Source organism: Nocardioides fonticola, from assembly GCF_039536805.1.
Classification (GTDB): domain Bacteria; phylum Actinomycetota; class Actinomycetes; order Propionibacteriales; family Nocardioidaceae; genus Nocardioides; species Nocardioides fonticola.
Genome location: NZ_BAAAZH010000012.1, coordinates 138,193 through 162,233 on the forward strand (window position 1 = coordinate 138,193; position 24,041 = coordinate 162,233).

Sequence of the window (24,041 nt, forward strand, 5' to 3'; positions counted from 1 at the left end):
GCCGCGATCGCGTGCTGCTCGCTCCTGGTGGTGCTGGCCGGTGTCGCCTACGTGCTCGCGCCGCCTTCGGTGACGCTGCGACTCTCGGTCGCCGAGGCGCCCGTGGGCTCCGTGCCGCTGGAGCGGTTCGGGCCCCTCATCGAGGCCGATCTCCAGCCGGTCTCGGCCACGGTCTCCGGCACCAGCCGCCCCGCCGGCCCTGGCGGGAGACGTTCTACGGCGTCGTGCGGGCCGACGGCGTCCCCGTGTCCGGGATCGTGCTGCGGCTGCGCGGCCTCGGGCGCGCCACGCGCGGCGAGCGGGCCGACGTCCGCATCGGCGACCCCGGCACCTACCGCACCGTCCTGCGGCTGCGGCCCGGTCGCTACCGGGTCGGCCTCTCGCTCCTGGTCGACGGCCGCCGCCGCAGCACCTCCGTCGACCGCCGCATCCGCGACCGGCGGGCCTACGCGGTCTCCCTCGAGGTGCGCGAGGGAGGTGTCGTCACGATGCTGCCGGTGACGAGCTACTGATGCGGGTCGCCGTCGTGCTCGGGACCCGTCCCGAGGCCGTGAAGCTCGCACCGGTGATCGTGGCGCTGCGGCGCAGCGAGCACGAGGTCGTGGTCGTCTCGACCGGTCAGCACCGCGATCTGCTGGCCCCGATCCTGCGGATGTTCGACATCGTGCCCGACGTCGACCTCGACCTGCGGGGCCACGGACGCGACCTCGCCACCGCCACCGGCACCGCGCTGATCCGGACGGCGTCCGCCCTCGCACCGCTCGGCCTCGATGCGGTGATCGTGCAGGGCGACACCCTCACCACCCTGGCCGGCGCGCTCGCCGGCTTCCAGCTCGGCATCCCGGTCGTGCACGTCGAGGCCGGCCTGCGCACCGACGACCTGCGATCGCCGTTCCCCGAGGAGGGGCACCGGCGGATGGTCACCCGCATCAGCGACCTCCATCTCGCCCCGACCGAGCACGCCGCGTCGCGGCTGCGCGCCGAGGGCGTCCCGGCGGAGCGGGTCGTCGTCACCGGCAACACCGGCATCGACGCCCTCCTCTCCGCGGTCGCTCGCGACCTGCCCTTCGAGGGGGCCGCCGGCGACGCGGCCGCCCGGCTCGCGGCGATCGAGGCCGCACCGGGCCCGATGCTGCTGGTCACCGTCCATCGCCGCGAGGCGTGGGACGCCGGTGTGGCCGACGTGGCCGCGGCCGTGCGCCAGCTGCTCGACCGGCACCCGCCCCTGTACGCCGTCCTGCCGCTGCACCCGAACCCGATCGTGCGGGACGCCGTCGTCCCGGTGCTCGCCGACCATCGCCGTGCCGTGCTCACCGAGCCGGTCGGGTACGCCGACATGGTGCGCCTGCTGCGTCGCGCCGACCTCGTGCTCACCGACTCCGGCGGCCTCCAGGAGGAGGCCTGCACCCTCGGCGTCCCGGTGCTGGTGACCCGCTCGACCACCGAGCGTCCGGAGGGCGAGGCGGCGGGCGGGCTGCGCGTCGTCGGCACCGATCCGGCGCGCATCGTCGCCGAGGTCGGCCGCCTGCTGGACGACCCGCTCGCCCGTGAGGCCCTGCGGTGCACGTCGCTGCCCTTCGGCGACGGCCGCGCGGCCGACCGCGTCGTCCGTGCCCTCGACCTGCTCACCGGCCCGCAAGCCGAGCCGCGACCGGCGGCGCACGCGACTCCGGCCAGCCCTGCCGGTCCTGCCGGTCCTGCCAGCCCTGCCTGTCCCGACGTCGTCGTCGCCGTCTGAGAGGACCTCCCGTGCTCGTCCCCCGATCCGCCTCCCCGTCGAGCCGCTCCGGCGCGCTCCTGCTCCCCGTGGCCGTGGCGCTCCTCGTCGCCACGGGTGCGGTGGGCTGCAGCGGGGAGCAGGCGGACCCGGTCGGCGCTCGCCCCGCGTCCCGATCGGAGCCGACGGATCGGGGGACGACCCCCGCCGCCGACCCGTCGCTGTCCCCGTCGGTGGTGGCGGCCGCCGCCGTGGGCGAGCGCAGCCACGAGCGGGTCGCCACGCTGCACGCCCTGGGAGCCGCGACCCTGCGGGACACGGGACTGCCCGGCGACGCGCTCGCCGCCCAGGGCCGCACCCTCGCCGCCGATCTCGAGGCGCTGGCCGCCGACGCCTCCCGTCTGCCCCCGCCCGCCGGTAGCCCGGCCGAGCGGCTCGTCGACGCGCTCGGGGACTACCGGGCCCTGGCGACCGAGCTCGGACGCCGGTCGCCCGCCGCCCTGCCAGGCTCCTGGTTCGCCCGCATCGCCCGGGTCGACCGCTCATGGCGAGGCTCGCTGCGCGACCTCGCGGAGCTCTCGGGTCGGCGCGAGGTCGCCGATGTGCCCGACCTGCTGCTGCCGGCCGGCGCGTCGGCTCCCACGCGATGAGCGACACCACCGGCCTGGTGACGATCGACCTCACCCCGGCGAGCTGGTTCGTGGCCCTGACCGTCGCCTACTACGCTGCGCTCTTCGTGCTGGCCCACCGGCGGCCCGCGCCGCCCGCGGGTGGGGCGACCCCGCTCATGGTGCTGGTCGTGCCGGCCCACCAGGAGGAGTCGGTGCTGGCCGCCACGCTCGCCTCCCTGACGGCGCTGCACTACGGCGGGGAGCACCGGGTGCTGGTCGTCGACGACGGGTCGACCGACGCCACGGGGACGATCGCCGATGCCTGGGCGGCGCGCGATCCGCGGGTGCGGGTCACCCACCGGCGTCCCCCCGACGCGGGGCTGGGCAAGAGCGAGGCCCTCAACCACGGTTTCGGGCTGGTCTCGCGGTGGGCGGCGGCAGGTGATCCCTGGCTGGGCGACCACGCCCTCGAGGACGTCGTCCTCGTCATCGTCGACGCCGACGGGCGGCTCGACCCCGAGGCGCTGACCACCGTGGCCCCCTACTTCGCCGACCCGCGGGTCGCGTCGGTGCAGATCGGCGTGCGTATCGCCAACGCCCGCGACAACGCCCTGGCGCGCATGCAGGACATCGAGTTCGTCGGCTTCTCCTGGCTGGTGCAGATCGCCCGCGACCGCCTCGGCTCCTCCGGGCTGGGCGGCAACGGCCAGTTCACCCGCGCGTCCGCACTGGCCTCCTTGGGCGTGGCGCCCTGGCGCCCCGGCGCGTTGACCGAGGACCTCGACCTCGGTCTGCGCCTGGTCGCCGCCGGGTGGCGCACCCGGTTCTGCTGGGCCGCCCACGTCGAGCAGCAGGGCCTCACCTCGTGGCGACCGCTCCTGCGCCAGCGCACCCGGTGGATCCAGGGGCACTACCAGTGCTGGCGGCACCTGGGCGCGCTCGTCGGGGCGCGCCGGGTGGCCTGGACGGCGCGCGCCGACCTCGCGCTCTACCTGCTCCTCGTCGTCACCGTGCTGGTCGTCAGCGCCACGGTCGTCGTCGGCCTGCTCGGCGCCCTCGGCGTCGTCGGCGTCACCAACGACCTCCTCCTCGCGGTGCCGTACGGGCGGCCGCGCCGGCTCGCGAGCCTCGTGCTCTCCGTGCTGCCCGTCGTGGTCTTCCTCCGCACCTATCAGCGGCACAGCGCCCATCCGTTCCGCTGGTGGCAGGTGCCCGCCGCCGCCGTGGCGTTCACCGGCTACGGCTACATGTGGTTCTGGGTGTCGTTGCGCGCCCTCGGCAACATCGCCCTGCGCCGCAACCGGTGGGTCAAGACGCCGCGGGTCGGAGCCGCGTGAGCACCGTCGAGCACCGCTCCCGCGAGGTCGCGATCCGGCTGCGCGACGGCGTCGTTCTGCGCGGCACCCTGCACCTGCCCGGGGCGGCGGACGCCGTCCGCGTGCCGACGCTGCTCCAACGCACCCCCTACGACCGGGCCGACCCGCACGAGACCCAGACGATGACGTGCCTGCCGGTGGCCCGGGCACTCGCGGCGGGCTTCGCCGTGCTGCTCCTCGACTGCCGCGGGCGCCACGGCTCGGCCGGCGCGTTCGAGCCGTTCGCCGCCGAGGCCGACGACGCCCGCGACGTGCTCGCCTGGGTGCGCGCCGCCGACTTCAGCGACGGTCGGGTGGTCGGCTACGGCCCCAGCTACGTGGGCGCGGTGCAGTTCGTGGGCGGCGAGGGCGGTTACGACGCGATCCTCCCGGCGCTGACCAGCGCGGCACCGCGCCGCGACTGGGTGCGGCAGGGCGGCGCGGTGAACCTCGGCTTCCTGCTCACCTGGATCATCGAGGCCCTCGCCCCGCACGACCTCGAGCGCCGCGGCATCGCCGCCGACGACCCGCGACGCCTGCTGCTCGACTCCCTGCTCGCCGATCCGCGTGCGGCCCTGCACCGGCTGCCGGTGCTCGATGGGGGGCTCGAGGCGATCGCGCCGTGGCTCGCGGACTGGCTCGCGACACCCGACGACGAGCAGGGGGACGGGCAGGACGACGGGCAGGACGACGCCGGCGTCCCCGCCCTGCACGTGGCCGGGCTGCACGACGTGTTCCTCGAGGGCTCGCTGGCCACCTACGCGGCGATGCGGGCCGGAGCGGCCGGCGATCGGCAGCACCTCGTGCTCGGGCCGTGGTCGCACGGCGAGCGGGGGGAGTGGCAGGGCGTCCTCCGGCATGCCGGCGGGGCGGCGTCGGCCATCGACCTCGCGGGTCGACAGCTCGCCTTCGCCGAAGCCGTGCTGGCCGGACGGCGGCCCGCCATGCCGCGCGTGCTGCACTACCTGACCGGCGCCGGCCGGTGGTGCGTCGCGGAGGAGTGGCCGCCGCCCTCCGCACCGCACGTCCTCCATCTGGCTCCGGGGGAGCTGCGGGCGACGCCGGGACCGGCCGCCGAGGTCGTCGTCCGCGCCGATCCCGCCGACCCCGTGCCGACCTGCGGTGGCCCGACCTTCCTGCCCGGCATGGCCGTGTGCCGCCACGCCGGCCCGCACGACCAACGGCCGATCGAGGCCCGCGACGACGTCGCCGTCTTCCGCTCCGAGCCGCTGGAGGAGCCGCTGACCGTCGTCGGGCCGGTCGTGGCCGAGCTGTCCTGCTCCTCCGACGCGATCGACCTCGACTGGGCCGTGCGGCTCGTCGACGTCGCCCCGGACGGCGTGCCCCACGGCGTCACCGACGGCATCCGGCGGGTGCGGCAGGAGCCGGGGATCATGCGGGTCGAGATCGCGATCGGCCACGTCTCCCACGTCTTCGGCGCCGGCCACCGCATCGGCCTCCAGATCGCCGGGTCGAACCACCCGCGCTTCGACCGCGCCACCCACACCGGCGCCGACCCGTGGCGGACGCCGCCGTCCCGGATGCGGCCCGCCGTCCAGATCCTCCATCTCGGAGGCGAGCACGTCGCCCGCATCGCGCTGCCCGTGCCCGTCCCGCCCGTCCCGCCCGTCCTGCCTGAGGAGCACCCGTGATCCCCGCCCCGTACCGACCCGCCGACGACCGCTACGCCGCCGCGACCTTCCGCCGCTGCGGAGGCTCGGGGCTGCTGCTGCCCGCGGTCTCCCTGGGCCTGTGGCAGAACTTCGGCGACGACCGCGCCCTGGCCGATCAGCGCGCGATCCTGCGCCGCGCGTTCGACCGCGGCGTCACGCACATCGACCTCGCCAACAACTACGGGCCGCCCTACGGCGCGGCCGAGCGCAACGCCGGCCGGCTGCTGCTGGAGGACTTCGCGCCGTACCGCCACGAACTGGTGATCTCCACCAAGGCCGGTTACGACATGTGGCCGGGCCCCTACGGCGACGGCGGATCGCGCAAGTACCTGCTGACCTCGCTCGACCGCAGTCTCGCCGCGCTCGGGCTCGACCACGTCGACATCTTCTACAGCCACCGCTTCGACCCGCACACGCCGCTGGAGGAGACCATGGGGGCGCTCGCCACCGCGGTCACCTCGGGCCGAGCGCTGTACGCCGGCATCTCGAACTACACCGCCGAGCAGACCCGGGACGCCGCCCGGCTGCTGCGGGAGGCCGGCGTCCCGCTGCTGATCCACCAGCCGCGCTACTCGATGCTCGACCGGTGGGTCGAGGACGGCGACCCCTCGCTGCTCGACGTCCTGGAGCAGGAGGGTGCGGGCTGCATCGCCTTCTCCCCGTTGGCGCAGGGGCTGCTCACCGACCGCTACCTCGACGGCGTCCCGGCCGACAGTCGGGCGGCTCGCCACGGCTCCCTCGACCCGGGGGTGCTCACCGACGACGTCCTGGCCCGGCTGCGGCGCCTCGACGCGATCGCGCGCGGGCGCGGCCAGAGCCTCGCCCAGCTCGCGCTGACCTGGGTGCTGCGCGACCCGCGGGTCACCTCCGTGCTGATCGGCGCCAGCAGCGTGCGCCAGCTCGACGACAACCTCGACGCGCTCACCAGCCCGCCGCTGGAGGCCGCCGAGATCGCGACGATCGAGGAGGCGCTGGGCTGAGCCGCGACCGGTCGCAGCGACGGCGGCCGGTCAGCGGAAGTGGCGACGCACCGCCCGCAGGAGCGGGTCGGTCCGCCCGGCGGCCGCGCCGCGCACATGCCCCTGCGGGATCGACCAGACGATCTCCGCGCCCAGACCCGCGGCGGTGGCGTAGTCGCCCTTCGCGGCCACCGAGCGCGGGTCCTCGTAGGAGACGTAGGTGCACCGGCGCGGTCCGTGGCCGCCCGGCAGCCGCAGGTACGGCGCCTGCGCCTCGGTGTCGTACCGGTAGGCCCGGCGCGTGTAGTACGACCGCACGATCGTCGTGTAGGCCATGACGCCGTCGTCGGCGACCAGCGCCGCCCCGTCGAGACGCTGCCGCGGGCCGGTGACGCCGCGCCAGCACGAGCCGTAGAAGCCGATGCCGATACCGAGCTGGGCGGCGGGCACGCCCGCGTCGCGGTAGGCCGCCACGTTCGCCTCGATGCTCGACGGCGTCGAGGCGCTCGCACCCCGCAGCGCCGAGGAGTGCCAGCTGCGCCAGCCCGGCCAGGCGCCCGCCATGCCGTAGGACATCACGTCGAGGCGGTCCAGGACGCCGGCGAGCTGGGCGTAGAGGTCGGGGAACTCGAGCGGGGAGGTGGAGGCCACCCACCCGACCGGCATCGTCAGGACGGCGTCGGGCAGGGCCTCGCGCAGGTCGCGGGCCAGGGCGAGCAGCGGCTCCTGATCGCCGTCGACCACCGGCTCCCAGTCCAGGTCGAGCCCGGCGAAGCCGCCGTCCCGCATCGCCGTCACGAGGTGCGCGACGAGGTCGCCGCGATGGTCGCGGGCGGCGGCCAGGAACGCGTCGTGGTCGCCGGCCCCGCCGATCATGAGGAGCGGGGTGACGCCGTGGGCGGTGGCGGCGTCCGCGAGACGCTTCGCGTAGGCGGGTGCGCGGTCGGCGTCCCAGTCGTAGTCCTCGTCGAGACCCCCGTCGGGCAGCGGACTGACCCGGCCCACGACGAGGTGGGTCATCGCCGACCAGTCGATCTCGCCGATCGGCAGGAGCCGCCGCTCGTAGAGCGGGAAGTAGCCCATCACCCAGCGCCCGGGCGCCGCCTCGAACCGGTCGGGCGCCTGGATCGCCTGGGGCGCCGCCGTCCCCGGCGCCGCGAGCAGCGCGAGCACGGACGCCGTCGCCGCGACGAGGGCGCCGAGGCGACGCCGTCCACCACCCGTCATGCCGGGATCATCGCAGCGTCAGCCCCCGACGGGAACCTGTCCGGCCGCCTGCCGTGCGCGCTCCCGACCCGCCGCGATCTCGGCGTGCAGGTCGACGCAGTAGCGCCCGAAGTCGATCTGGATGGTGTGGCGCGGGGCGTCGTAGTACTGCTCGAGGTGGAAGGCCTCGTCGGCCCGCATGATGCGCACCTGCTCCTCGACGGGCGGCAGCAGGTAGGAGCCGTCGATGATCGCGGCGATGAGCTTCGACTGCTGCTCGGCGAGGTTGACGATGGTCGGCGACGACTGGGCGAGGCCGGCGTAGAAGAGGTGGTCGACGCCGGGCTTGAGCACGCGCTTGAACAGCGGGTAGCGGTGCTCGTCGTCGGGGTGCAGATCGGTGTCGGCGTCGTCGAAGAACGGGAAGCTCATCTCGTAGCCGGTGGCGCACACGATGACGTCGACCTCCTCGATGCGGCCGCCGTCGGCGAGGTGCACGGTGCGGCCGTCGAGCCGCTCGATCGCGCCGACGACGCGCAGGTCGCCCGAGCCGGCCTTGGTGAGGAAGTCGGCGCTCACCGAGGGGTGGGCCGCCAGCGGCTCGTGGTCGGGCTCGGGCAGGCCGTAGGTCGACATCGAGCCGACCAGGTCGCGGATGAGCTGGCGCGAGGCGACGAGCGCCTGCTCCTTGGGGATGTCGGGCGGCGCCATCACCTTGTCGGCCGGCTGGCCGCCGCGGTACTTCGGCAGCACCCACACGCCGCGGCGCGCGGAGACGATGAGCTCGCTGGCCATCCACGGGAACGACAGCTCGCTGGCGATGTCCATGGCCGAGTTGCCCATGCCGACGACGATGACCCGCTTGCCGCGCATCTCGATCGGCTCGAACGGCGAGACGTAGTGGTGGGAGTGGATCAGCTCGCCGTCGAAGTGTCCGGGCCACTGGGGCAGGCGGGGCTTCCAGTGGTGGCCGTTGGCGACGACGAGATCGGTGTAGTGCCGGGTCTCGCCGGTCGACAGGGTGACCTCCCAGCCGCCGTCCGGTGTGCGGCGGGCACGCTCGACGCCGGTCTCGAACGTGATGCCCTCCCGCAGGCCGAAGTGGTCGACGTAGTCGCGGAAGTACTGGTGGATGAGCGTGTGGTGCGGGAAGTGCGGCCACTCCGCGGGCGCCGGGAACTCCTCGAACTGCAGGCGGGTGGTGGAGGTGTCGATGTGCAGCGACTCGTAGACCGAGGAGCGGCCGTTGGGGTTCTTGAAGTACCAGTTGCCGCCGACGTCGTCGGAGAGCTCGAACTGCTCGTAGGCGATGCCGTGGTCCTTCAGCCGCTTGGCGGTGGTGATGCCGGAGCAGCCGGCGCCGATGATGCAGACGAGCGGGGTACGGGTCGGGGCGTTCGGGTCGGTCATGCGAGGCACTCCCAGGCGGTACGGACGTAGGCGTCGGTGCGGGGCGAGGACATGAGGTGGGCGTCGAGCTTGTTGGGGGTGTAGGCGAAGGTGACCCGGCGGTCGAGGTCGTTGACGACGATCGAGCCGCCGTAGCCGGTCCACCAGCACACCCGGCCCTCGGGCACGGCGGGCGCCGAGGCCGACACGGGCAGGCTGTAGCCGATGCCCCAGCGGGTGGGGGAGTAGAGCACATGGTCGACCCCCTCGGCCTGGAGCTCGAAGATCCGCTCGATCGTGCCCGGCGAGAGGTACCGGACGCCGTCCACCTCGCCGCCGTGGGAGACCACCGACTGCACCCGCGCGACGCCGCGCGCGTTGGCGTGGCCGTTGGCGCCGGCCACCGAGGTCGTGCGCCACGGCGCCTGGTTGCAGGCGCCGCCGATGTCGAGCACCGGGTTCACCAGGGTGCGGATGAGCAGGTTGTCGGGCGGCAGAGCGCTGAAGTCGATGCCGCCCGGGGGAGCGGGGATGAGGTCGGCGCAGCGGCCGAGCTCTGCCTCGGGGACGCCGAGGTGCACCTCGGCGCCGAGCGGCCCGGCGAGCAGCTCGGCGAACAGCTCGGCGAACAGCTCGGCGAGCGGCGCTCCGGTGGCGCCGCGCACGAGGCCGTCGAGGAGGTGGCCGTAGCAGACCATGTGGTAGCCGGACGCCGTGCCGGGCTCCCACCACGGCGCCTGCGCGGCGAGCAGGGCGTTCGCGTGCGGCAGGTCGAGCAGCTCCTCGAAGGAGAGCTGCTCGGTCCAACCCGCGAGCCCCGAGGTGTGCGCGAGCAGGTGGCGTACCAGGACGGCGTCCTTGCCCTGGGACGCGAACTCCGGCCAGTACCGGGCGACGGGAGCGTCGAGGTCGAGCTCGCCGCGGTCGGCCAGCACCAGCACGGTCAGCGCCGCCATCGTCTTGGTGACCGACCAGACCTGGACGATCGTGTCGCGCTGCCACGGCGTCCCGGGGCGGGCCTGGCCGCCCCAGAGGTCGACGAGCAGCTCGCCGTCCCGGATCAGCGCGAGCGAGGCCCCGACGTCGCCGTCCGAGCCCGTGGTCGCGCCGGTGGCCTCCCCGGCGGCGAGGTTGGCGGCGAGCAGGTCGCGCAGCGGCTCGAAGCCGGGAGCGCAGTGCCCCTCGACCCCCGGGAGCGTCGTCGGTCCGGACATGCCGGCACTGTAGAACGTGTTCTCGTTCTCGTGAAGGGTGCGGGCCGCCGTCCGCTTGTAACGCCCGGTTCGGTACCTCTAGGCACCCCTTACAAGGGTCACCTAGAGGTGGGTAACCCCGCGTTACAAGCCCGGCGGCGCCGAAACCGTCCGACCGGACGGCGTCCGGGGCAAGGCGGTCAGCGCAGGGAGTAGACCGCCAGCGAGACGCCGACGTAGTGGGTCACGAAGGCCAGGATCGTGAAGGTGTGGAAGACCTCGTGGAAGCCGAACCAGCGGGGCCACGGGTTGGGGCGCTTGAAGCCGTAGACCACACCGCCGAGGGTGTAGAGCGCGCCGCCGGTGACGATGAGCACGAAGGTGGCGATACCGACCCCGGTGCCCAGGCGCGTGGCGCCGTCGAGGAAGTCGGGGATGAAGAAGACCGCGGCCCAGCCCAGCGCGATGTAGATCGGGGTGTAGAGCCAGCGCGGGGCGTCGGTCCAGAAGATGCGGAACCCGACGCCGGCGATCGCGCCGGCCCACACGACGCTCAGCAGGACGGCGCGGTCGGTGCCCTGCAGCAGGATCAGCGCGAACGGCGTGTAGGAGCCGGCGATGAGCAGGAAGATGTTGCTGTGGTCGAAGCGGCGCAGGAACGCCCACGTGCGCGGCGACCAGGTGCCGGTGTGGTAGATCGCCGAGACGGTGAAGAGCACCAGGGCGCTGCCGGTGAAGGCCGCCGAGCCGATGCGCGTGAGCGTGTTCGGCGAGAGGACGACGAGCACGATGCCGGCCGCCAGGGTGAGCGGGGCGATGCCCAGATGCAGCCAGCCGCGCAGCTTCGGCTTCACATCGGCGACGACGTCGGCCACCGCGTCGGCGACGGCGTCGATGCCGTGTCGGACGGCGTCGGGCAGGTGCTGGCTCATGCCCACCACGGTAACCGAGGCTCCTGTCCCTCGTCCTGCGTCCGGGACCTTCGACCACAGGAGATCCCTCACAGCCGCGCGGTGGCCTAACCTGAGGCCGTGGCCGACTGGAGGAGGGGCGTGCGCCGGGTGCTGTACCCCGCGTACGAGGCGCGCCTGGTGCGCCGCCTGCCCGACAACCTGCCGCGCCACATCGGCGTGATGCTCGACGGCAACCGGCGCTGGGCCAAGGCGGTCGGGCGCGACACCGCCCACGGTCACCGCGCCGGCGCGGCCAACATCGAGCCGCTGCTCGGATGGTGCGACGAGGTCGGCATCCAGGTGGTCACCCTCTGGCTGCTCTCCACCGACAACCTCAACCGGCCCGCCGCCGAGCTCGAGGCGCTGCTGGAGATCATCGAGGAGGCCGTCGACTCCCTCGCCGACCAGCGCAAGTGGCGGCTGCACCCGGTGGGTGCCCTCGACCTCCTGCCGGCCCGCACCGCCGAGCGGCTCAAGGCCGCCGCGGACGCCACCCGCGACGTCGACGGCATGCTCGTCAACGTCGCCGTCGGCTACGGCGGCCGCCGCGAGATCGCGGACGCCGTCCGCTCGCTGCTGCACGAGCACGCCGCCAAGGGCACGAGCCTGGAGGAGCTGGCCGGCACGCTCACGGTCGAGCACATCGCCGACCACCTCTACACCAAGGGCCAGCCCGACCCCGACCTCGTGATCCGCACCTCCGGCGAGCAGCGGCTCGGCGGGTTCCTGCTCTGGCAGAGCGCGAAGTCGGAGTTCTACTTCTGCGAGGCCTACTGGCCCGACTTCCGCCGCGTCGACTTCCTGCGCGCCATCCGCGCCTACGCGCTGCGCGATCGCCGTCACGGCGTCTGAGGGCGCTCTCGCGGGTCGCCCTCCTCCAGGGGCACGTACGCGCCGTACCCGACCTCGCGGACGCGTTCGGGGAAGGCGGCACCCAGCGCGGCGGCCACGACGGTCGAGCACCCGACCGTGAACTCGACCTCCTCGTCGACGTCGCAGGCGAAGAACCACGAGCGGTCCGCCGGCCAGGCGAGGTGCGGCGGCACACTCCACTCGGGCCGTCTGCCCCACAGCCGTGCCGCCGCGCTGAACAGGTGTGCTGCCTCGCACGGGGCGACGACGAAACGGCGGAAGGTGAGATAGGGCGTCTCCGGAAGGGCGAGGAGTGGTCCGGCGGGTACCTCGCCGTGGCTGGTCCAGCCCTCCCAGATCCCCACGAACAGCGCGACCCCGGGGGAGTGGGCGGCCAGCAGGTCGAGCACGGCGCCAGCCGGCCACCATCCGTCGTCCGCGCCGTCCGGCTCCTCGCCGAACTCCACCCGCAGGTAGCGCTCGAAGCCGGGAGGGCCGAAGCGCAGCGCGGTGTCCAACGGAATCGCGCGGACGGCGTCGACCCACCACGAGGCGGCCGAGACGGCCGAGGGGTCTGAGGTGTTGGAGGCGGGGCGGACGTCGTCCATGCGGTGATCCTCGCCGAGGCTCGCCCCCCGCGCGAACGACATTCCAGGGGTCCGGGGCCGTGCCCGACGTCCCGTGAGAGTTCACACGCACGTCACACGCCGGATCGGCGTGTTGCCCTTGCCGACACCTCGCCCGGCGTACCGTCGTGCGCACCGGCGGGTGGGGAAGCCCGCTGCACCTGGAGGCTCGAAGCGTTGAGGTTCGACGACTGCATGATCACCGGCCACTCGCCGGCGATCGCTGCCGGCAGGCACTCCTGCCGTCGAGCTGCCTCCCGGTCCACTGTGAACTAGGACCGGGGCGGAGTGCGCGCGTCGGTCTGTGAGGGGTTGACCTGAACCGTGGCGTCCCAGGCGAAGAAGTCTCCGAAGTCCCCCGCTCCCGCGCGTCCCTCGACGCGAACCGCGCCCGCCCCAGGCGTGCGCACCTACGTGCTCGACACCAGCGTCCTGCTCGCCGACCCGGCTGCGCTCAAGCGTTTCGCCGAGCACGAGGTGGTTCTGCCGGTCGTCGTCATCACCGAGCTGGAGGGCAAGCGGCACCACCCCGAGCTGGGCTACTTCGCCCGTACCGCGCTGCGGTCGCTCGACGACCTGCGGGTGCAGTTCGGACGCCTCGACGAGCCCATCCCGATCGGCGAGGACGGCGGCACGCTGCGCGTCGAGCTCAACCACACCGACGCCGACACGCTGCCCTCGGGCTTCCGGCTCGGCGACAACGACACCCGCATCCTCGCCGTGGCTCACAACCTCGCGGCCGAGGGAGCCGACGTCTGCCTGGTCTCCAAGGACCTCCCGCTGCGCATCAAGGCCTCCGCCGTCGGTCTCGACGCCCAGGAGTACCGCGGTGAGCAGATCGCCGACTCCGACACCGGCTACTCCGGCATGGCCGAGCTCGACGTCGCGGCCGCCGACCTCGACGAGCTGTACGACGACGGCGTCCTCGACCTCGCCGAGGCCCGCGAGCTGCCCTGCCACCAGGGCCTCGTGCTGCTCTCCGAGCGGGGCACCGCGCTGGGCCGGGTCGGCCCCGACAAGCGGGTGCACCTGGTGCGCGGCGACCGCGAGGCGTTCGGCATCCACGGCCGCTCGGCCGAGCAGCGCATCGCCCTGGAGATGCTGCTCGACCCCGACGTCGGCATCGTCTCCCTGGGCGGCCGCGCCGGCACCGGCAAGTCGGCGCTCGCGCTGTGCGCCGGGCTGGAGGCCACCCTCGAGCGCGGCCAGCACAAGAAGGTCGTCGTCTTCCGTCCGCTCTTCGCCGTCGGCGGCCAGGAGCTCGGCTACCTGCCCGGCTCGGAGTCGGAGAAGATGTCGCCCTGGGCGCAGGCCGTCTTCGACACCCTCGGTGCGATCACCTCCCGCGAGGTCATCGAGGAGGTGCTCGCCCGCGGCCTGCTCGAGGTGCTGCCGCTCACCCACATCCGCGGCCGCTCGCTGCACGACGCCTTCGTGATCGTCGACGAGGCGCAGTCGCTGGAGCGCAACGTGCTGCTCACGGTGCTCTCCCGCATCGGCGCGAACTCCAAGGTGGTGCTCACCCACGACGTCGCCCAGCGCGACAACCTGCGGGTCGGGCGCCACGACGGCGTCATCGCGGTCATCGAGAAGCTGAAGGGCCACCCGCTCTTCGCGCACGTCACGCTGACCCGCTCGGAGCGCTCGCCGATCGCCGCGCTCGTCACCGAGATGCTGGAGAACGTCGTCCTCTAGATCCCACCGCAGTTCCTGTCGCGACGCCCGTCCCCGTCATCGGGGGCGGGCGTCGTCGCGTGGCCGATGTGGCTTCTGTGACGCGTGGGACGGGACGCCGCAGGAATTCTGCTGAGATTCCGACGAATTGTGCGGTTCGGTTTGCGAGGGCCCGCATGGTCATGCAGGGTGGGGCGAGCCGTTCGCCGGCTCAGGTCCCCCCGGGTGCCGCTGTCCTGTCGTCTCACGTGAGATCCCCGACTTGTCGAAGCACGCGAAGTACGAACCGAAGCACCGTGGTGCGGCCGCGCCGTCCCGCGTGGCCGAGGTCCCGCAGAAGGCCATCCGCACCACCGTCGTCCTCTCCGGGATCGCGGTCGCCGCCACCGGCGTCGCCGTCACCGGCGGGGTGTTCGGCAGCTCGCCGGCGGTGAGCAGCGCGGCCTCCGACCTCGGCGGCGTCGATATCGCTCCGTCGTCCCCGGCCTCCGACGCCCCCGCGCGCGGCGAGGAGATCTCCCGCGACTCCGACCGCAGCACGGCCGCCGCCACCGACGCGGCGACGATCGACCCCGCGAAGGTCGCCTCGCTCGCCCAGGACGCCGGCCCCGGTGTGGCCCGCACCGAGCAGCTCGACACCGGCGACCCGCGTTCGATCGCCCAGGCGCTGCTCGGGGAGTTCGGGTTCTCGGCCGACCAGTTCGGCTGCCTCGACTCGCTGTGGACCCGCGAGTCGGGCTGGCGGGTCAACGCCGACAACCCCTCCTCCTCCGCCTACGGCATCCCGCAGGCGCTGCCCGGCTCGAAGATGGCCTCGGCCGGCGCCGACTGGGCCACCAACCCGGCCACCCAGATCCGCTGGGGTCTCGGCTACATCCAGAGTCGCTACGGCAGCCCCTGCGGCGCCTGGTCGCACTCCGAGAGCCACGGCTGGTACTGATCCGCGCCGACCTGCTCGACGCCCTCACTGCGCGCATCCTCCGGGCGCGCGGCGATCGACCGTTGCGCGTGGGCCTCGACGGTCGCTGCGGGTCGGGCAAGACGACGCTGGCGCGTGAGCTCGTCGCCCGGCTGAGGCAGGACGGCGTCCCCGCCACCCACCTCGACTCCGACGGCTTCCACCACGTGCGCGCCGTGCGCTACCGCCAGGGCCGCGACTCCGCCCGCGGCTACTACGACGACGCCTACGACCTCGGCGCGCTCGCCGATCGGGTGCTGGGGCCGCTCGGTCCGGGCGGTTCCGGGGTGTACGCCACCCGCGTGCACGACATGGCCACCGATGCCGTCATCACCGACGAGACCGCGACAGCCGGCCCGGGGGAGGTCGTCGTCCTCGACTGCACCTTCCTCCAGCGCGGCGCGCTGCGCGAGCTGTGGGACGTCGTGGTGTGGCTCGAGGTGCCGCGGGAGGTAGCGCTGGCGCGCGGCATCGCCCGCGACGCAGCGGCGCTTGGGGGCGAGGACGCCGCCCGCGCCGCGTACGAGTCGCGCTACATGGCCGCCTGCGACCTCTACCTCGCCGAGGAGCGCCCGGCGGAGCGGGCCGACATCGTGGTCGACCACGCCGACCCGGAGCGTCCGGTCCTCCTGCGCGGCTGACGCGGGCGTGCGCCGGTACCGGTCACTGAGGTGCGAGCGGAGCGAGCTTGGTCCGGTCACTGAGGTGCGAGCGGAGCGAGCCTCGAAGTGCCCGCACCCGACCTCCGTGCGGTACGGGTGGACGTCCGTCTCGCCGGGTCTCGCGGCTCGGCGCTGGGGCGCCTCGCACCTCGACCACCGGAAGGATCCCCTGCCCCGACCGTCCGCCGGGTACCGGGGCCTCAGGGGTGCGTCATCGACTCCACGTCGAGGGCGGCGTCGAGGTCGGCGAGGCTGATCTCGCCGCGCTCGACGTAGCCGAGCGCGAGCACGGTCTCGCGGATCGTGCGGCCCTCGGCCAGGGCCTTCTTGGCGATCGCAGCGGCGGCCTCGTAGCCGAGGAAGCGGTTGAGCGGCGTGACGATCGAGGGCGAGGACTCCGCGTACGCGCGCAGCCGTTCGGGGTTCGCGGTGATGCCGTCGATACAGCGGGTGGCCAGCAGGGGAGCGGTGGTGGCGAGCAGGCGCACCGACTCCAGGAGGTTGCGGGCCAGCACCGGCATCGCGACGTTGAGCTCGAAGGAGCCCGAGGCGCCGGCCGCCGTGACGGCGGCGTCGTTGCCGATCACCTGCATGCACACCATCAGCGTCGCCTCGGGCAGCACCGGGTTCACCTTGCCCGGCATGATGCTCGACCCGGGCTGGAGGTCGGGCAGGTGGATCTCGGCGAGCCCGGTGGTCGGGCCCGAGGACATCCAGCGCAGGTCGTTGCAGATCTTCGTCAGGCCGACCGCGATCGTGCGCAGCACGCCGGAGAGCTCGACGAGGGAGTCGCGGGTGCCCTGGGCCTCGAAGTGGTCGCGGGCCTCGGTGAACGGCTGGCCGGTCGTCTCGGCGATCGCCGCGATCACCCGGGCCGGGAACCCGGCGGGGGTGTTGATGCCGGTGCCCACCGCCGTGCCGCCGAGTGGCAGCTCGCGCACCCGCGGCAGGACGGCGTCCAGCCGCTCGATCCCGTAGCGCACCGTGGCGGCGTATCCGCCGAACTCCTGGCCGAGCATCACCGGGGTGGCGTCCATGAGGTGGGTGCGCCCGGCCTTCACCAGGTGCGCGAACTCCGCGGCCTTCGCCTCCAGCGAGGCCGCCAGGACGCCGAGGGCCGGCTGGAGGTCGCGGACGACGGCGAGCACGGCGGCCACGTGGATCGCCGTCGGGAACGTGTCGTTGCTCGACTGGCTGGCGTTCACGTGGTCGTTGGGGTGCACCTCGACCCCGGCGCGCGCGGCCAGGGTGGCGATCACCTCGTTGGCGTTCATGTTCGAGCTGGTGCCCGATCCGGTCTGGAAGACGTCGATCGGGAACGCGTCGTCGTGCCCGCCCGCGGCAACCGCGCGGGCGGCGTCCTCGATCGCGCGGGCCTGCTCGGGTGTCAGCACGCCGAGCTCGCCGTTGACCCGGGCGGCGGCCGCCTTCACCTCGCCGATGGCGTGCACGAGGGCGGGCTCGATCGGGGTGCCGCTGATGGGGAAGTTCTCGACGGCCCGCTGGGTCTGCGCCCGCCACAGCGCGGTGGCCGGCACGCGGACCTCGCCCATGCTGTCGTGCTCGATGCGGAACTGCTCTCCCGTGGCGGTGGGGTCTGCGGTGCTCACGCCTCCGACGCTACTCGCGCGACATAGAGCCAGTACCGCTCCTCGCGCCCCTGGAGCGCGACGTCGTAGCCGAGCTCCTCGACCTCGCCGAACACCGCGCGGACGACGTCGGCCAGCTCCGGTGAGGTGGCGGCCGACCAGATCGCCAGGACACCGCCGGGGCGCAGGACGGGCGCGATCCGCTCCAGGAACGCACGGCCGTACAGGGCGGCGTTGGCGTCGTGCACCAGGTAGCCCGGGCCGTTGTCGACGTCGAGGAGCACGAGGCCGTAGCTGCACGGTGGCGCCTCGAGCAGGGCCACGGCGACGTCGGCGACGACGATCCGCACCCGGTCGTGGGCCAGCAGCGCCGGACCGTGGGGCACGGTGCCGTCGCGCATCCACCCGACGAGCGCATCCTCGATCTCCACCACCGTGCACCGTTCGACGCGCGGGTCGGCGAGCACCTCGGCGAGGGTGAAGCCCAGCCCGAGCCCGCCGACGAGCACCTGGGCGGGGTGCGGGCACAGCGCCAGGGCGGCGGTGGCCAGCGCGCGCTCGCTGGTCGTCTCGAGGGTGTCCATCACGAAGACGCCGTTGGCCCGCAGCTCCCAGACCGGGTGGACGGCGTCCCCGCGCCGACGCAGCACCAGCTCCCCGCGCTCGGACTCCGCCCGCGCCACCTCGATCGGTCCCGCCTCGGTTCCCGTCTCGGGTCGCGGCTCGGGCACGTGTCCGGCACCCGGGACGATCGTTTCTCCATGGGGGACGTCGGCCATGCGGGGATCGTAGAGTGACGGCTGCCCCCACTACGCAACCACGAGGTGACCCGATGTCCTCCCTCCCCCGCATCATCGCCACCGCCTTCCTGGCCCTCATGTTCGGTCTCGTCTCGACCGGCGGCGCCCAGGCGGCGACGCCGAAGTACGGCCCCTGGACCGACCCGGTCTACGGCCTCCAGGGCCGTATCTCCCCGGCCTCGGCGAAGCAGGCCAAGACCTACGTGCAGGTGCGGCGCATCTCCGCCGACACCACCGAGAACATCGGCGACCGCCAGGTGCGGGTCTCCTACAAGATCGGCTCGGGCAAGACCCGCACGTCCTCGATCCGCACCCTCGCCAAGGGCGAGCTCACCACCTTCGTCACCGCCAAGGCCGCCTGCGGCGCCCGGGTCACGATCACCATCTCGGGTCGCGGCCGGGCCTCGAGCTCCCAGGCGTGGTCGGACTGGCAGGACCTCACGTCCTCCTTCACCCGCTCCTGCTGAGCCGGGCGCACAGCACCTGACCCACGACGCCGCCGTCCCCCTCGCGGGGACGGCGGCGTCGTCACGTCGTGGGCGGGGACGCCGTCACTGCGCCGAGCGCACCCGCAGACCGGTGATCGGCACGGTGACCGCGCCCCCGGGGTCGGTGAAGAAGTCGTTGCCCTTGTCGTCGACGACGATGAAGGCCGGGAAGTCCTCGACCTCGATCTTCCAGACCGCCTCCATGCCGAGCTCGGGGTACTCGATGACCTCCTGGCTCTTGATGCAGTCCTGGGCCAGCCGCGCGGCGGGGCCGCCGATCGAGCCGAGGTAGAAGCCGCCGTGCGTGCCGCACGCCTCGGTGACCTGCTTGGACCGGTTGCCCTTGGCCAGCATGACCATCGAGCCGCCTGCGGCCTGGAACTGCTCGACGTAGGAGTCCATGCGGCCCGCGGTGGTCGGGCCGAAGGAGCCGGACGCCATGCCCTCCGGCGTCTTCGCCGGGCCGGCGTAGTAGACGGGGTGGTTCTTGAGGTAGTCGGGCATCGGCTCGCCGGCGTCGAGGCGCTCCTTGATCTTGGCGTGCGCGATGTCGCGCGCCACCACGAGCGGGCCGGTGAGCGAGAGCCGGGTCTTCACGGGGTACTGCGAGAGCTGGGCGAGGATCTCGCTCATCGGCCGGTTGAGGTCGACCTGCACGACCTCGCCGCCGGAGATGTCCTCGGCCACGCCGGCGTCCGGCATGTACTGGGCGGGGTCCATCTCGAGCTGCTCGAGGAAGACGCCCTCGGGGGTGATCTTGCCCAGCGCCTGGCGGTCGGCCGAGCAGGAGACCGCGATGGCGACCGGGCAGCTGGCGCCGTGGCGCGGCAGCCGGACGACGCGGACGTCGTGGCAGAAGTACTTGCCGCCGAACTGGGCGCCGATGCCGAAGCTCTGGGTGAGCTTGAAGACCTCCTCCTCGAGCTCGAGGTCGCGGAAGCCGTGCGCGCTCATCGAACCCGACGTGGGCAGGTTGTCGAGGTAGTGCGCGCTCGCGTACTTCGCGGTCTTGAGCGCGTACTCGGCGCTCGTGCCGCCGATGACGATCGCGAGGTGGTACGGCGGGCAGGCCGCGGTGCCGAGGGAGCGGATCTTCTCGTCGAGAAACTCCAGCAGGCGCGTGGGATTCAGTACCGCCTTCGTCTCCTGGTAGAGGAAGGACTTGTTGGCCGAGCCGCCGCCCTTGGCCATGAAGAGGAACTTGTACTCCGGCTTCCCGGAGCTCTGCGGGGTCGAGTAGATCTCGATCTGCGCCGGCAGGTTCGTGCCGGTGTTCTTCTCCTCGTACGTCGTCAGCGGGGCGAGCTGCGAGTAGCGCAGGTTGAGCTTGGTGTAGGCGTCGTAGACGCCGCGGCTGATCCACTCGCCGTCCTCGACGCCGGTGATGACGCCCTCGGATTTCTTGCCCATCACGATCGCGGTGCCGGTGTCCTGGCACATCGGCAGCACGCCGCCGGCGGAGATGTTGACGTTCTTGAGCAGGTCGAGCGCGACGAACCGGTCGTTCCCGCTGGCCTCGGGGTCGTCGATGATGCGGCGCAGCTGGGCGAGGTGGGCGGGCCGCAGGTAGTGGCTGATGTCGTGCATCGCCTCGGCGGTCAGCCGCTGCAGCGCCTCGGGGGCGACCTTGAGGAAGGTCTGGCCCTCGACCTCGACGGTCGAGACGCCCTCGGTGGTGATGAGGCGGTAGGGCGTGTCGTCCTTGCCGGTGGGCAGCAGGTCGGAGTAGCGGAACTCGGGCTCGGTCACGACATCCCAGCGTAGTGCCGTGGCCCGGGCACCGGTCAGGAGGGCGGGGGAGCGGTCGACCCGCGCTCGACGAGGGTGAACTCCACCATCCGTCCGGTCTCCTCCAGCGGCTCGCCGGCGAGCAGGTGCAGGGTCATCTCGCCGGCGATGCGGGCCTGCTCGGCGGCGTGCTGGTCGATCGAGGTGATGTCGAAGACCTCGCCGAGCGGATTGCCGTCGACGGCGATCAGCGAGACGTCCTCGGGCACCCGCAGGCCGCGGCGGATCGCCTCCCGGTAGGCGCTGACGGCGATGTCGTCGGAGTAGCAGAAGACCGCGGTCGGACGCCGGTCGGCGGGCAGGTCGAGCAGCCGTGCCATGCCCCGTGCGCCCGCATGGACGCCGTACGCCTCGGTGACCAGGGTCGGCTCGCCGAGTCCGTGCTCGGCGAGCATCTCGGTGTAGCCCTGGCATCGGTGCAGGTCGCTGGTCCAGTGGGCGCCGTCGGTGTCGCTGGTGCGGATCATGCCGATCCGCCGGTGCCCGAGCCCGATGAGGTGACCCACGGCGGTGCGGGCGATGGCGACGTCGTCGACCTCGACGAACGGGTAGTCGCGCAGCCGCGCCCCGGCGATGACCATGTGCACGCCGATGAGGTCGAGCCGCTCCTCCTCCTCGGCCTCCAACGGCAGGGAGACCAGCACGACCGCGTCGACCTTGCGGCGGGTGGGCAGTTCGCGGAAGAAGCGGCTGCGCTGGTCGCGGCCGTCGACCTGGTAGACCAGCACGTCGCGATCGCCGCCGCGCACGGTGGCCTCGATCGAGGCCATCATCGTGGAGGAGAACCACGAGTCGAGCTTGGGCACCACGACCGCGACCCGGCCGGTGGCGCCGCCGGAGAGGCTGGACGCCGCGTTGTTGACGACGTAGGAGAGGTCGGTGGCCGCCTCGAGCACGCGACGCCGGGTGTGGGGGCTGACCCCGCTCACCCCGCGCAGGGCGCGGGAGACGGTGGCGATCGAGACGCCGGCGTGGCGGGCGACGTCCTCCATGTTGATCTCGCCGCCCGTGCTGCCGGGGCCGCCGGGACCGCCGGGGATTCGCGACGTCCTGCTCATGCCGCCTCCTCCCCGCGCACCGCGGGCTCTAGGTTGGTGACATGAGTCACCCACTCCAGCCAGGCCGGCTCGCGCTCGGCACCGCGTCGGCATCGTTCCAGATCGAGGGCTCCTCGACCGCCGACGGCCGGGGCGTCTCGATATGGGACACCTTCTGCGAGCGTCCGGGCGCCATCCGCGACGGCGGCGACGGCACGCGTGCCTGCGAGTCCTATACGCGCCTGGACGAGGACGTCGAGCTGGTCGCCGGCCTCGGGGTGGAGTGGTACCGCTTCTCGATCGCCTGGCCGCGGGTGGTGCCCGAGGGCACCGGCCGGGTCGAGCCGCGCGGCCTGGACTACTACGACCGTCTGGTCGACGCGCTGCTCGCGCGCGGCATCGCCCCGACCGCCACGCTCTACCACTGGGATCTCCCGCAGCCGCTCGAGGACGCCGGTGGCTGGCTGGTGCGGGAGACGGCCGAGGCCTTCGCCGCCTACGGGGCGATCGTCCACGAGCGGCTCGGCGACCGCGTGCGGCTGTGGGCCTCCCACAACGAGCCGTGGTGCGCGGCCTACCTCGGCTACGCGGCCGGCGTCCATGCGCCCGGACGCCGCGAGGGCGGCGACGCACACCGCGCCGCCCACCACCTCAACCTCGGCCACGGACTGCTGCGCCAGGCGCTCGGCGACGTCGAGGGCCTCGGCATCGTCTGCAACCTCGCGCCGATCTGGCCCGAGGGGGAGGAGGCCCGCGAGGTCGCGAGTCGGGTCGACGCGATCCGCAACCGGGTCTGGCTCGACCCGCTCGTCGACGGCGCGTACGACGACGAACTGCTCGATGTCGCTCCCGTGCTGGCCGACCCCGCCGTCGTCCGCGACGGCGACCTGGCCCTCATCCAGGGCTCGGCGGACTGGTTGGGCATCAACTACTACACGCCGGTGCGACCCGCGTTGCCCTCGGGCGGCCCGGCCCACACCGAGGGCGAGGCCTACCCCGGCGCCGGCGCGTTCGACATGGTCGTGCGCGAGCCGCGCACCGATATCGGCTGGGAGATCGACGCCTCCGGCCTCGAGGAGCTCCTGGTGCAGGTGCACCGGCGCACCGGCCTGCCGATCGTGGTCACCGAGAACGGCGCGGCCTGCGCCGACACCGTGATCGACGCCGACGGCGTCGTCGACGACCAGGACCGCATCGACTACCTGCGCGACCACCTCGCGGCGACTGAGCGGGCCGTCGCGGCGGGCGCCGACGTGCGCGGCTACTTCGTGTGGACGTTGCTGGACAACTTCGAATGGGCCGAGGGCTACACGAAGAAGTTCGGCCTGGTGCGGGTGGATCGGGACCATGGCGATCTGCCGCGGGTGCCCAAGGCGTCCTACCGCTGGGTGGCCCAGCAGGCGGCCGAGCGGCACGCGTGAGCGGCTCCTCCTTCCCGGACTGACGACGGTGGCGGTGAGGGTCGGTCGAGCACTCGGGCGTCCCCGGAGACCGGGGACGCCCGAGAGTGGGATGTGCGTGCCGGGCGGTGCCGGCACCGGCAGGGCTCAGCCCTTGACGCTGCCCGCGAGCAGGCCGCGGACGAAGTAGCGCTGCAGGCTGAGGAACACGATGAGCGGGATCACCAGGGAGACGAAGGCACCCGCCGAGAGCACCTGCCAGTCCTCGCCACGGGTACCGGCGAGGGATCCCAGCCAGTACGTCAGAGGCGCGATCTCCGCCTGACCGCCGGCGAACACGAGCGCGACGAGCAGGTCGTTCCAGACCCAGAGGAACTGGAAGATGCCGAAGGCCGCGATCGCCGGTGTCATCAGCGGCAGCATGATCCGGGTGAAGATCTGCACGTGGCCGGCGCCGTCGACGCGAGCCGACTCCACGAGCTCGCCGGGGATCTCCCGCATGAAGTTGTGCATGAGGAAGATCGCCAACGGCAACGCGAAGATCGTATGGGAGAGCCAGATCGTGTAGAAGCCGCCGCCGGGTGCGTTGGGCCCAGCCAGTTGGGGGAGGCCGAACGGCGGCTGGACGAACAGGCGCAGCAGCGGGATCAGCGTCACCTGGATCGGCACGATCTGGAGGGCGAAGACGGCAACGAAGAGCGTGTCGCGGCCCTTGAAGTTCATCCACGCGAAGGCGTACGCCGCCAGCACGCTCAGGGTGATCGGGATGAGCACCGACGGCAGCGTGATCACGATGGTGTTCACCAGGTAGCGCGGCAGCTGGCTGTCGTCGTCGGTGAAGATCGTGCGGTAGTTCTCCAGGGAGAACTGCGGATCGGTGAAGATGTTCCACCACCCGTTGCCTTTGACGTCGCGCTCCGGCCGGAAGCTGGAGACGAGGAGCCCGAACGTCGGGACCGTCCAGAGGATCGCGATCACGATCGCCGAGGCCGAGGCGAATCGGGAGCTCAGTCCGGCGCGGGCCGCGCTCGAGGCCGAGCGCACCGGGCCGCGCGTCGGAACCGGGTCGCCGGTCGGGGTGACGGTCGGGGTAGCCGTGCTCATCGCGTCA

Annotated in this window: 22 protein-coding genes; 12 read left to right on the plus strand and 10 right to left on the minus strand. The window is 73.1% G+C overall.

The features are described 5' to 3' along the window. The first annotated feature begins 245 nt into the window (after nt 1–245). From ABD671_RS08025 to mgrA, 6 genes are read left to right on the plus strand one after another with little or no spacing between them, the layout of a single operon-like run. Nucleotides 246–512, plus strand: coding sequence for a hypothetical protein (locus ABD671_RS08025; RefSeq protein ID WP_344732777.1), 267 nt, complete (start codon nt 246–248; stop codon nt 510–512). Continuing rightward, nucleotides 512–1,738 carry a non-hydrolyzing UDP-N-acetylglucosamine 2-epimerase gene (gene wecB / locus ABD671_RS08030; protein WP_344732778.1) on the plus strand — a complete coding sequence of 409 codons (1,227 nt, stop codon included), beginning with the start codon at nt 512–514 and terminating at the stop codon, nt 1,736–1,738. The genes ABD671_RS08025 and wecB overlap by 1 nt, the downstream gene beginning before the upstream one ends. Before the next feature lie 11 nt (nt 1,739–1,749). Next, nucleotides 1,750–2,367: a hypothetical protein gene (locus ABD671_RS08035; protein WP_344732779.1), complete on the plus strand. Its 618-nt coding sequence runs from the start codon at nt 1,750–1,752 to the stop codon at nt 2,365–2,367. After that, nucleotides 2,364–3,665 carry a glycosyltransferase gene (locus ABD671_RS08040; protein WP_344732780.1) on the plus strand — a complete coding sequence of 434 codons (1,302 nt, stop codon included), beginning with the start codon at nt 2,364–2,366 and terminating at the stop codon, nt 3,663–3,665. The genes ABD671_RS08035 and ABD671_RS08040 overlap by 4 nt, the downstream gene beginning before the upstream one ends. Beyond that, the gene (locus tag ABD671_RS08045) at nt 3,662–5,335 is read left to right on the plus strand and encodes a CocE/NonD family hydrolase (RefSeq protein WP_344732781.1); all 1,674 of its coding nucleotides are present in this window, start codon (nt 3,662–3,664) and stop codon (nt 5,333–5,335) included. Before ABD671_RS08040 ends, ABD671_RS08045 begins: the two co-directional genes overlap by 4 nt. Further along, nucleotides 5,332–6,336 (plus strand): L-glyceraldehyde 3-phosphate reductase, encoded by a 1,005-nt coding sequence (gene mgrA / locus ABD671_RS08050; RefSeq protein WP_344732782.1) that lies wholly within the window; start codon nt 5,332–5,334, stop codon nt 6,334–6,336. The genes ABD671_RS08045 and mgrA overlap by 4 nt, the downstream gene beginning before the upstream one ends. A gap of 30 nt (nt 6,337–6,366) precedes the next feature. Here mgrA and ABD671_RS08055 read toward each other — a convergent pair whose 3' ends face one another. The 4 genes from ABD671_RS08055 to trhA all read right to left on the minus strand — a co-directional run bounded on the left by ABD671_RS08055 (nt 6,367) and on the right by trhA (nt 11,035). Further along, nucleotides 6,367–7,542, minus strand: a complete 1,176-nt coding sequence (locus ABD671_RS08055) for a glycosyl hydrolase family 18 protein (RefSeq protein ID WP_344732783.1) — start codon at nt 7,540–7,542, stop codon at nt 6,367–6,369. An 18-nt stretch (nt 7,543–7,560) separates the two neighbouring features. Then, complete coding sequence (locus ABD671_RS08060) at nt 7,561–8,931, minus strand: flavin-containing monooxygenase (protein WP_344732784.1); 1,371 nt, start codon at nt 8,929–8,931, stop codon at nt 7,561–7,563. Further along, entirely contained in the window at nt 8,928–10,124 is a 1,197-nt protein-coding gene (locus tag ABD671_RS08065; protein ID WP_344732785.1) for a serine hydrolase domain-containing protein, read from the minus strand. The genes ABD671_RS08060 and ABD671_RS08065 overlap by 4 nt, the downstream gene beginning before the upstream one ends. A 179-nt stretch (nt 10,125–10,303) precedes the next feature. Then, on the minus strand, nt 10,304–11,035 hold the full coding sequence (gene trhA / locus ABD671_RS08070; protein ID WP_344732786.1) for a PAQR family membrane homeostasis protein TrhA: 732 nt from the start codon (nt 11,033–11,035) through the stop codon (nt 10,304–10,306). 99 nt (nt 11,036–11,134) lie between these two features. Between trhA and ABD671_RS08075 the strand changes: the two genes are divergently transcribed. Continuing rightward, the gene (locus ABD671_RS08075; protein WP_344732787.1) at nt 11,135–11,908 is read left to right on the plus strand and encodes an isoprenyl transferase; all 774 of its coding nucleotides are present in this window, start codon (nt 11,135–11,137) and stop codon (nt 11,906–11,908) included. Here ABD671_RS08075 and ABD671_RS08080 read toward each other — a convergent pair. Then, nucleotides 11,896–12,516, minus strand: a complete 621-nt coding sequence (locus ABD671_RS08080) for a hypothetical protein (RefSeq protein ID WP_344732788.1) — start codon at nt 12,514–12,516, stop codon at nt 11,896–11,898. The two genes, ABD671_RS08075 and ABD671_RS08080, sit on opposite strands and share 13 nt — an antisense overlap. 342 nt (nt 12,517–12,858) lie before the next feature. Here ABD671_RS08080 and phoH2 point away from each other — a divergent pair, with 342 nt between their 5' ends. The 3 genes from phoH2 (at nt 12,859) to ABD671_RS08095 (ending at nt 15,807) form a co-directional block, all read left to right on the plus strand. Next, entirely contained in the window at nt 12,859–14,229 is a 1,371-nt protein-coding gene (phoH2, locus tag ABD671_RS08085) for an RNA 5'-3' helicase PhoH2 (RefSeq protein ID WP_425574898.1), read from the plus strand. Nucleotides 14,230–14,470: 241 nt separating this feature from the next. Next, nucleotides 14,471–15,148: an aggregation-promoting factor C-terminal-like domain-containing protein gene (locus ABD671_RS08090; RefSeq protein ID WP_344732790.1), complete on the plus strand. Its 678-nt coding sequence runs from the start codon at nt 14,471–14,473 to the stop codon at nt 15,146–15,148. A gap of 68 nt (nt 15,149–15,216) precedes the next feature. Beyond that, nucleotides 15,217–15,807 carry a nucleoside/nucleotide kinase family protein gene (locus ABD671_RS08095; RefSeq protein ID WP_344732791.1) on the plus strand — a complete coding sequence of 197 codons (591 nt, stop codon included), beginning with the start codon at nt 15,217–15,219 and terminating at the stop codon, nt 15,805–15,807. A gap of 221 nt (nt 15,808–16,028) precedes the next feature. Here ABD671_RS08095 and ABD671_RS08100 read toward each other — a convergent pair whose 3' ends face one another. Beyond that, a complete protein-coding gene (locus tag ABD671_RS08100) occupies nt 16,029–17,438 on the minus strand; it encodes a class II fumarate hydratase (RefSeq protein WP_344732792.1) in 1,410 nt (469 codons plus the stop codon). Continuing rightward, nucleotides 17,435–18,196, minus strand: a complete 762-nt coding sequence (locus ABD671_RS08105) for a spermidine synthase (protein ID WP_344732793.1) — start codon at nt 18,194–18,196, stop codon at nt 17,435–17,437. Before ABD671_RS08105 ends, ABD671_RS08100 begins: the two co-directional genes overlap by 4 nt. Nucleotides 18,197–18,249: 53 nt before the next feature. On the opposite strand from ABD671_RS08105, the gene ABD671_RS08110 reads away from it, so the two are divergent. Beyond that, nucleotides 18,250–18,684 (plus strand): hypothetical protein, encoded by a 435-nt coding sequence (locus ABD671_RS08110; RefSeq protein WP_344732794.1) that lies wholly within the window; start codon nt 18,250–18,252, stop codon nt 18,682–18,684. Nucleotides 18,685–18,768: 84 nt separating this feature from the next. Here the strand turns inward: ABD671_RS08110 and ABD671_RS08115 are convergent, their stop codons facing one another. Continuing rightward, the gene (locus tag ABD671_RS08115; RefSeq protein WP_344732795.1) at nt 18,769–20,454 is read right to left on the minus strand and encodes a fumarate hydratase; all 1,686 of its coding nucleotides are present in this window, start codon (nt 20,452–20,454) and stop codon (nt 18,769–18,771) included. A 35-nt stretch (nt 20,455–20,489) separates the two neighbouring features. Next, the gene (locus tag ABD671_RS08120) at nt 20,490–21,551 is read right to left on the minus strand and encodes a LacI family DNA-binding transcriptional regulator (RefSeq protein ID WP_344732796.1); all 1,062 of its coding nucleotides are present in this window, start codon (nt 21,549–21,551) and stop codon (nt 20,490–20,492) included. Between the two features lie 41 nt (nt 21,552–21,592). Here ABD671_RS08120 and ABD671_RS08125 point away from each other — a divergent pair, with 41 nt between their 5' ends. After that, nucleotides 21,593–22,951, plus strand: a complete 1,359-nt coding sequence (locus tag ABD671_RS08125) for a GH1 family beta-glucosidase (RefSeq protein ID WP_344732797.1) — start codon at nt 21,593–21,595, stop codon at nt 22,949–22,951. Between the two features lie 126 nt (nt 22,952–23,077). On the opposite strand, the gene ABD671_RS08130 is transcribed toward ABD671_RS08125, so the two are convergent. Beyond that, complete coding sequence (locus ABD671_RS08130) at nt 23,078–24,034, minus strand: carbohydrate ABC transporter permease (RefSeq protein ID WP_344732798.1); 957 nt, start codon at nt 24,032–24,034, stop codon at nt 23,078–23,080. Nucleotides 24,035–24,041 lie beyond the last annotated feature (7 nt).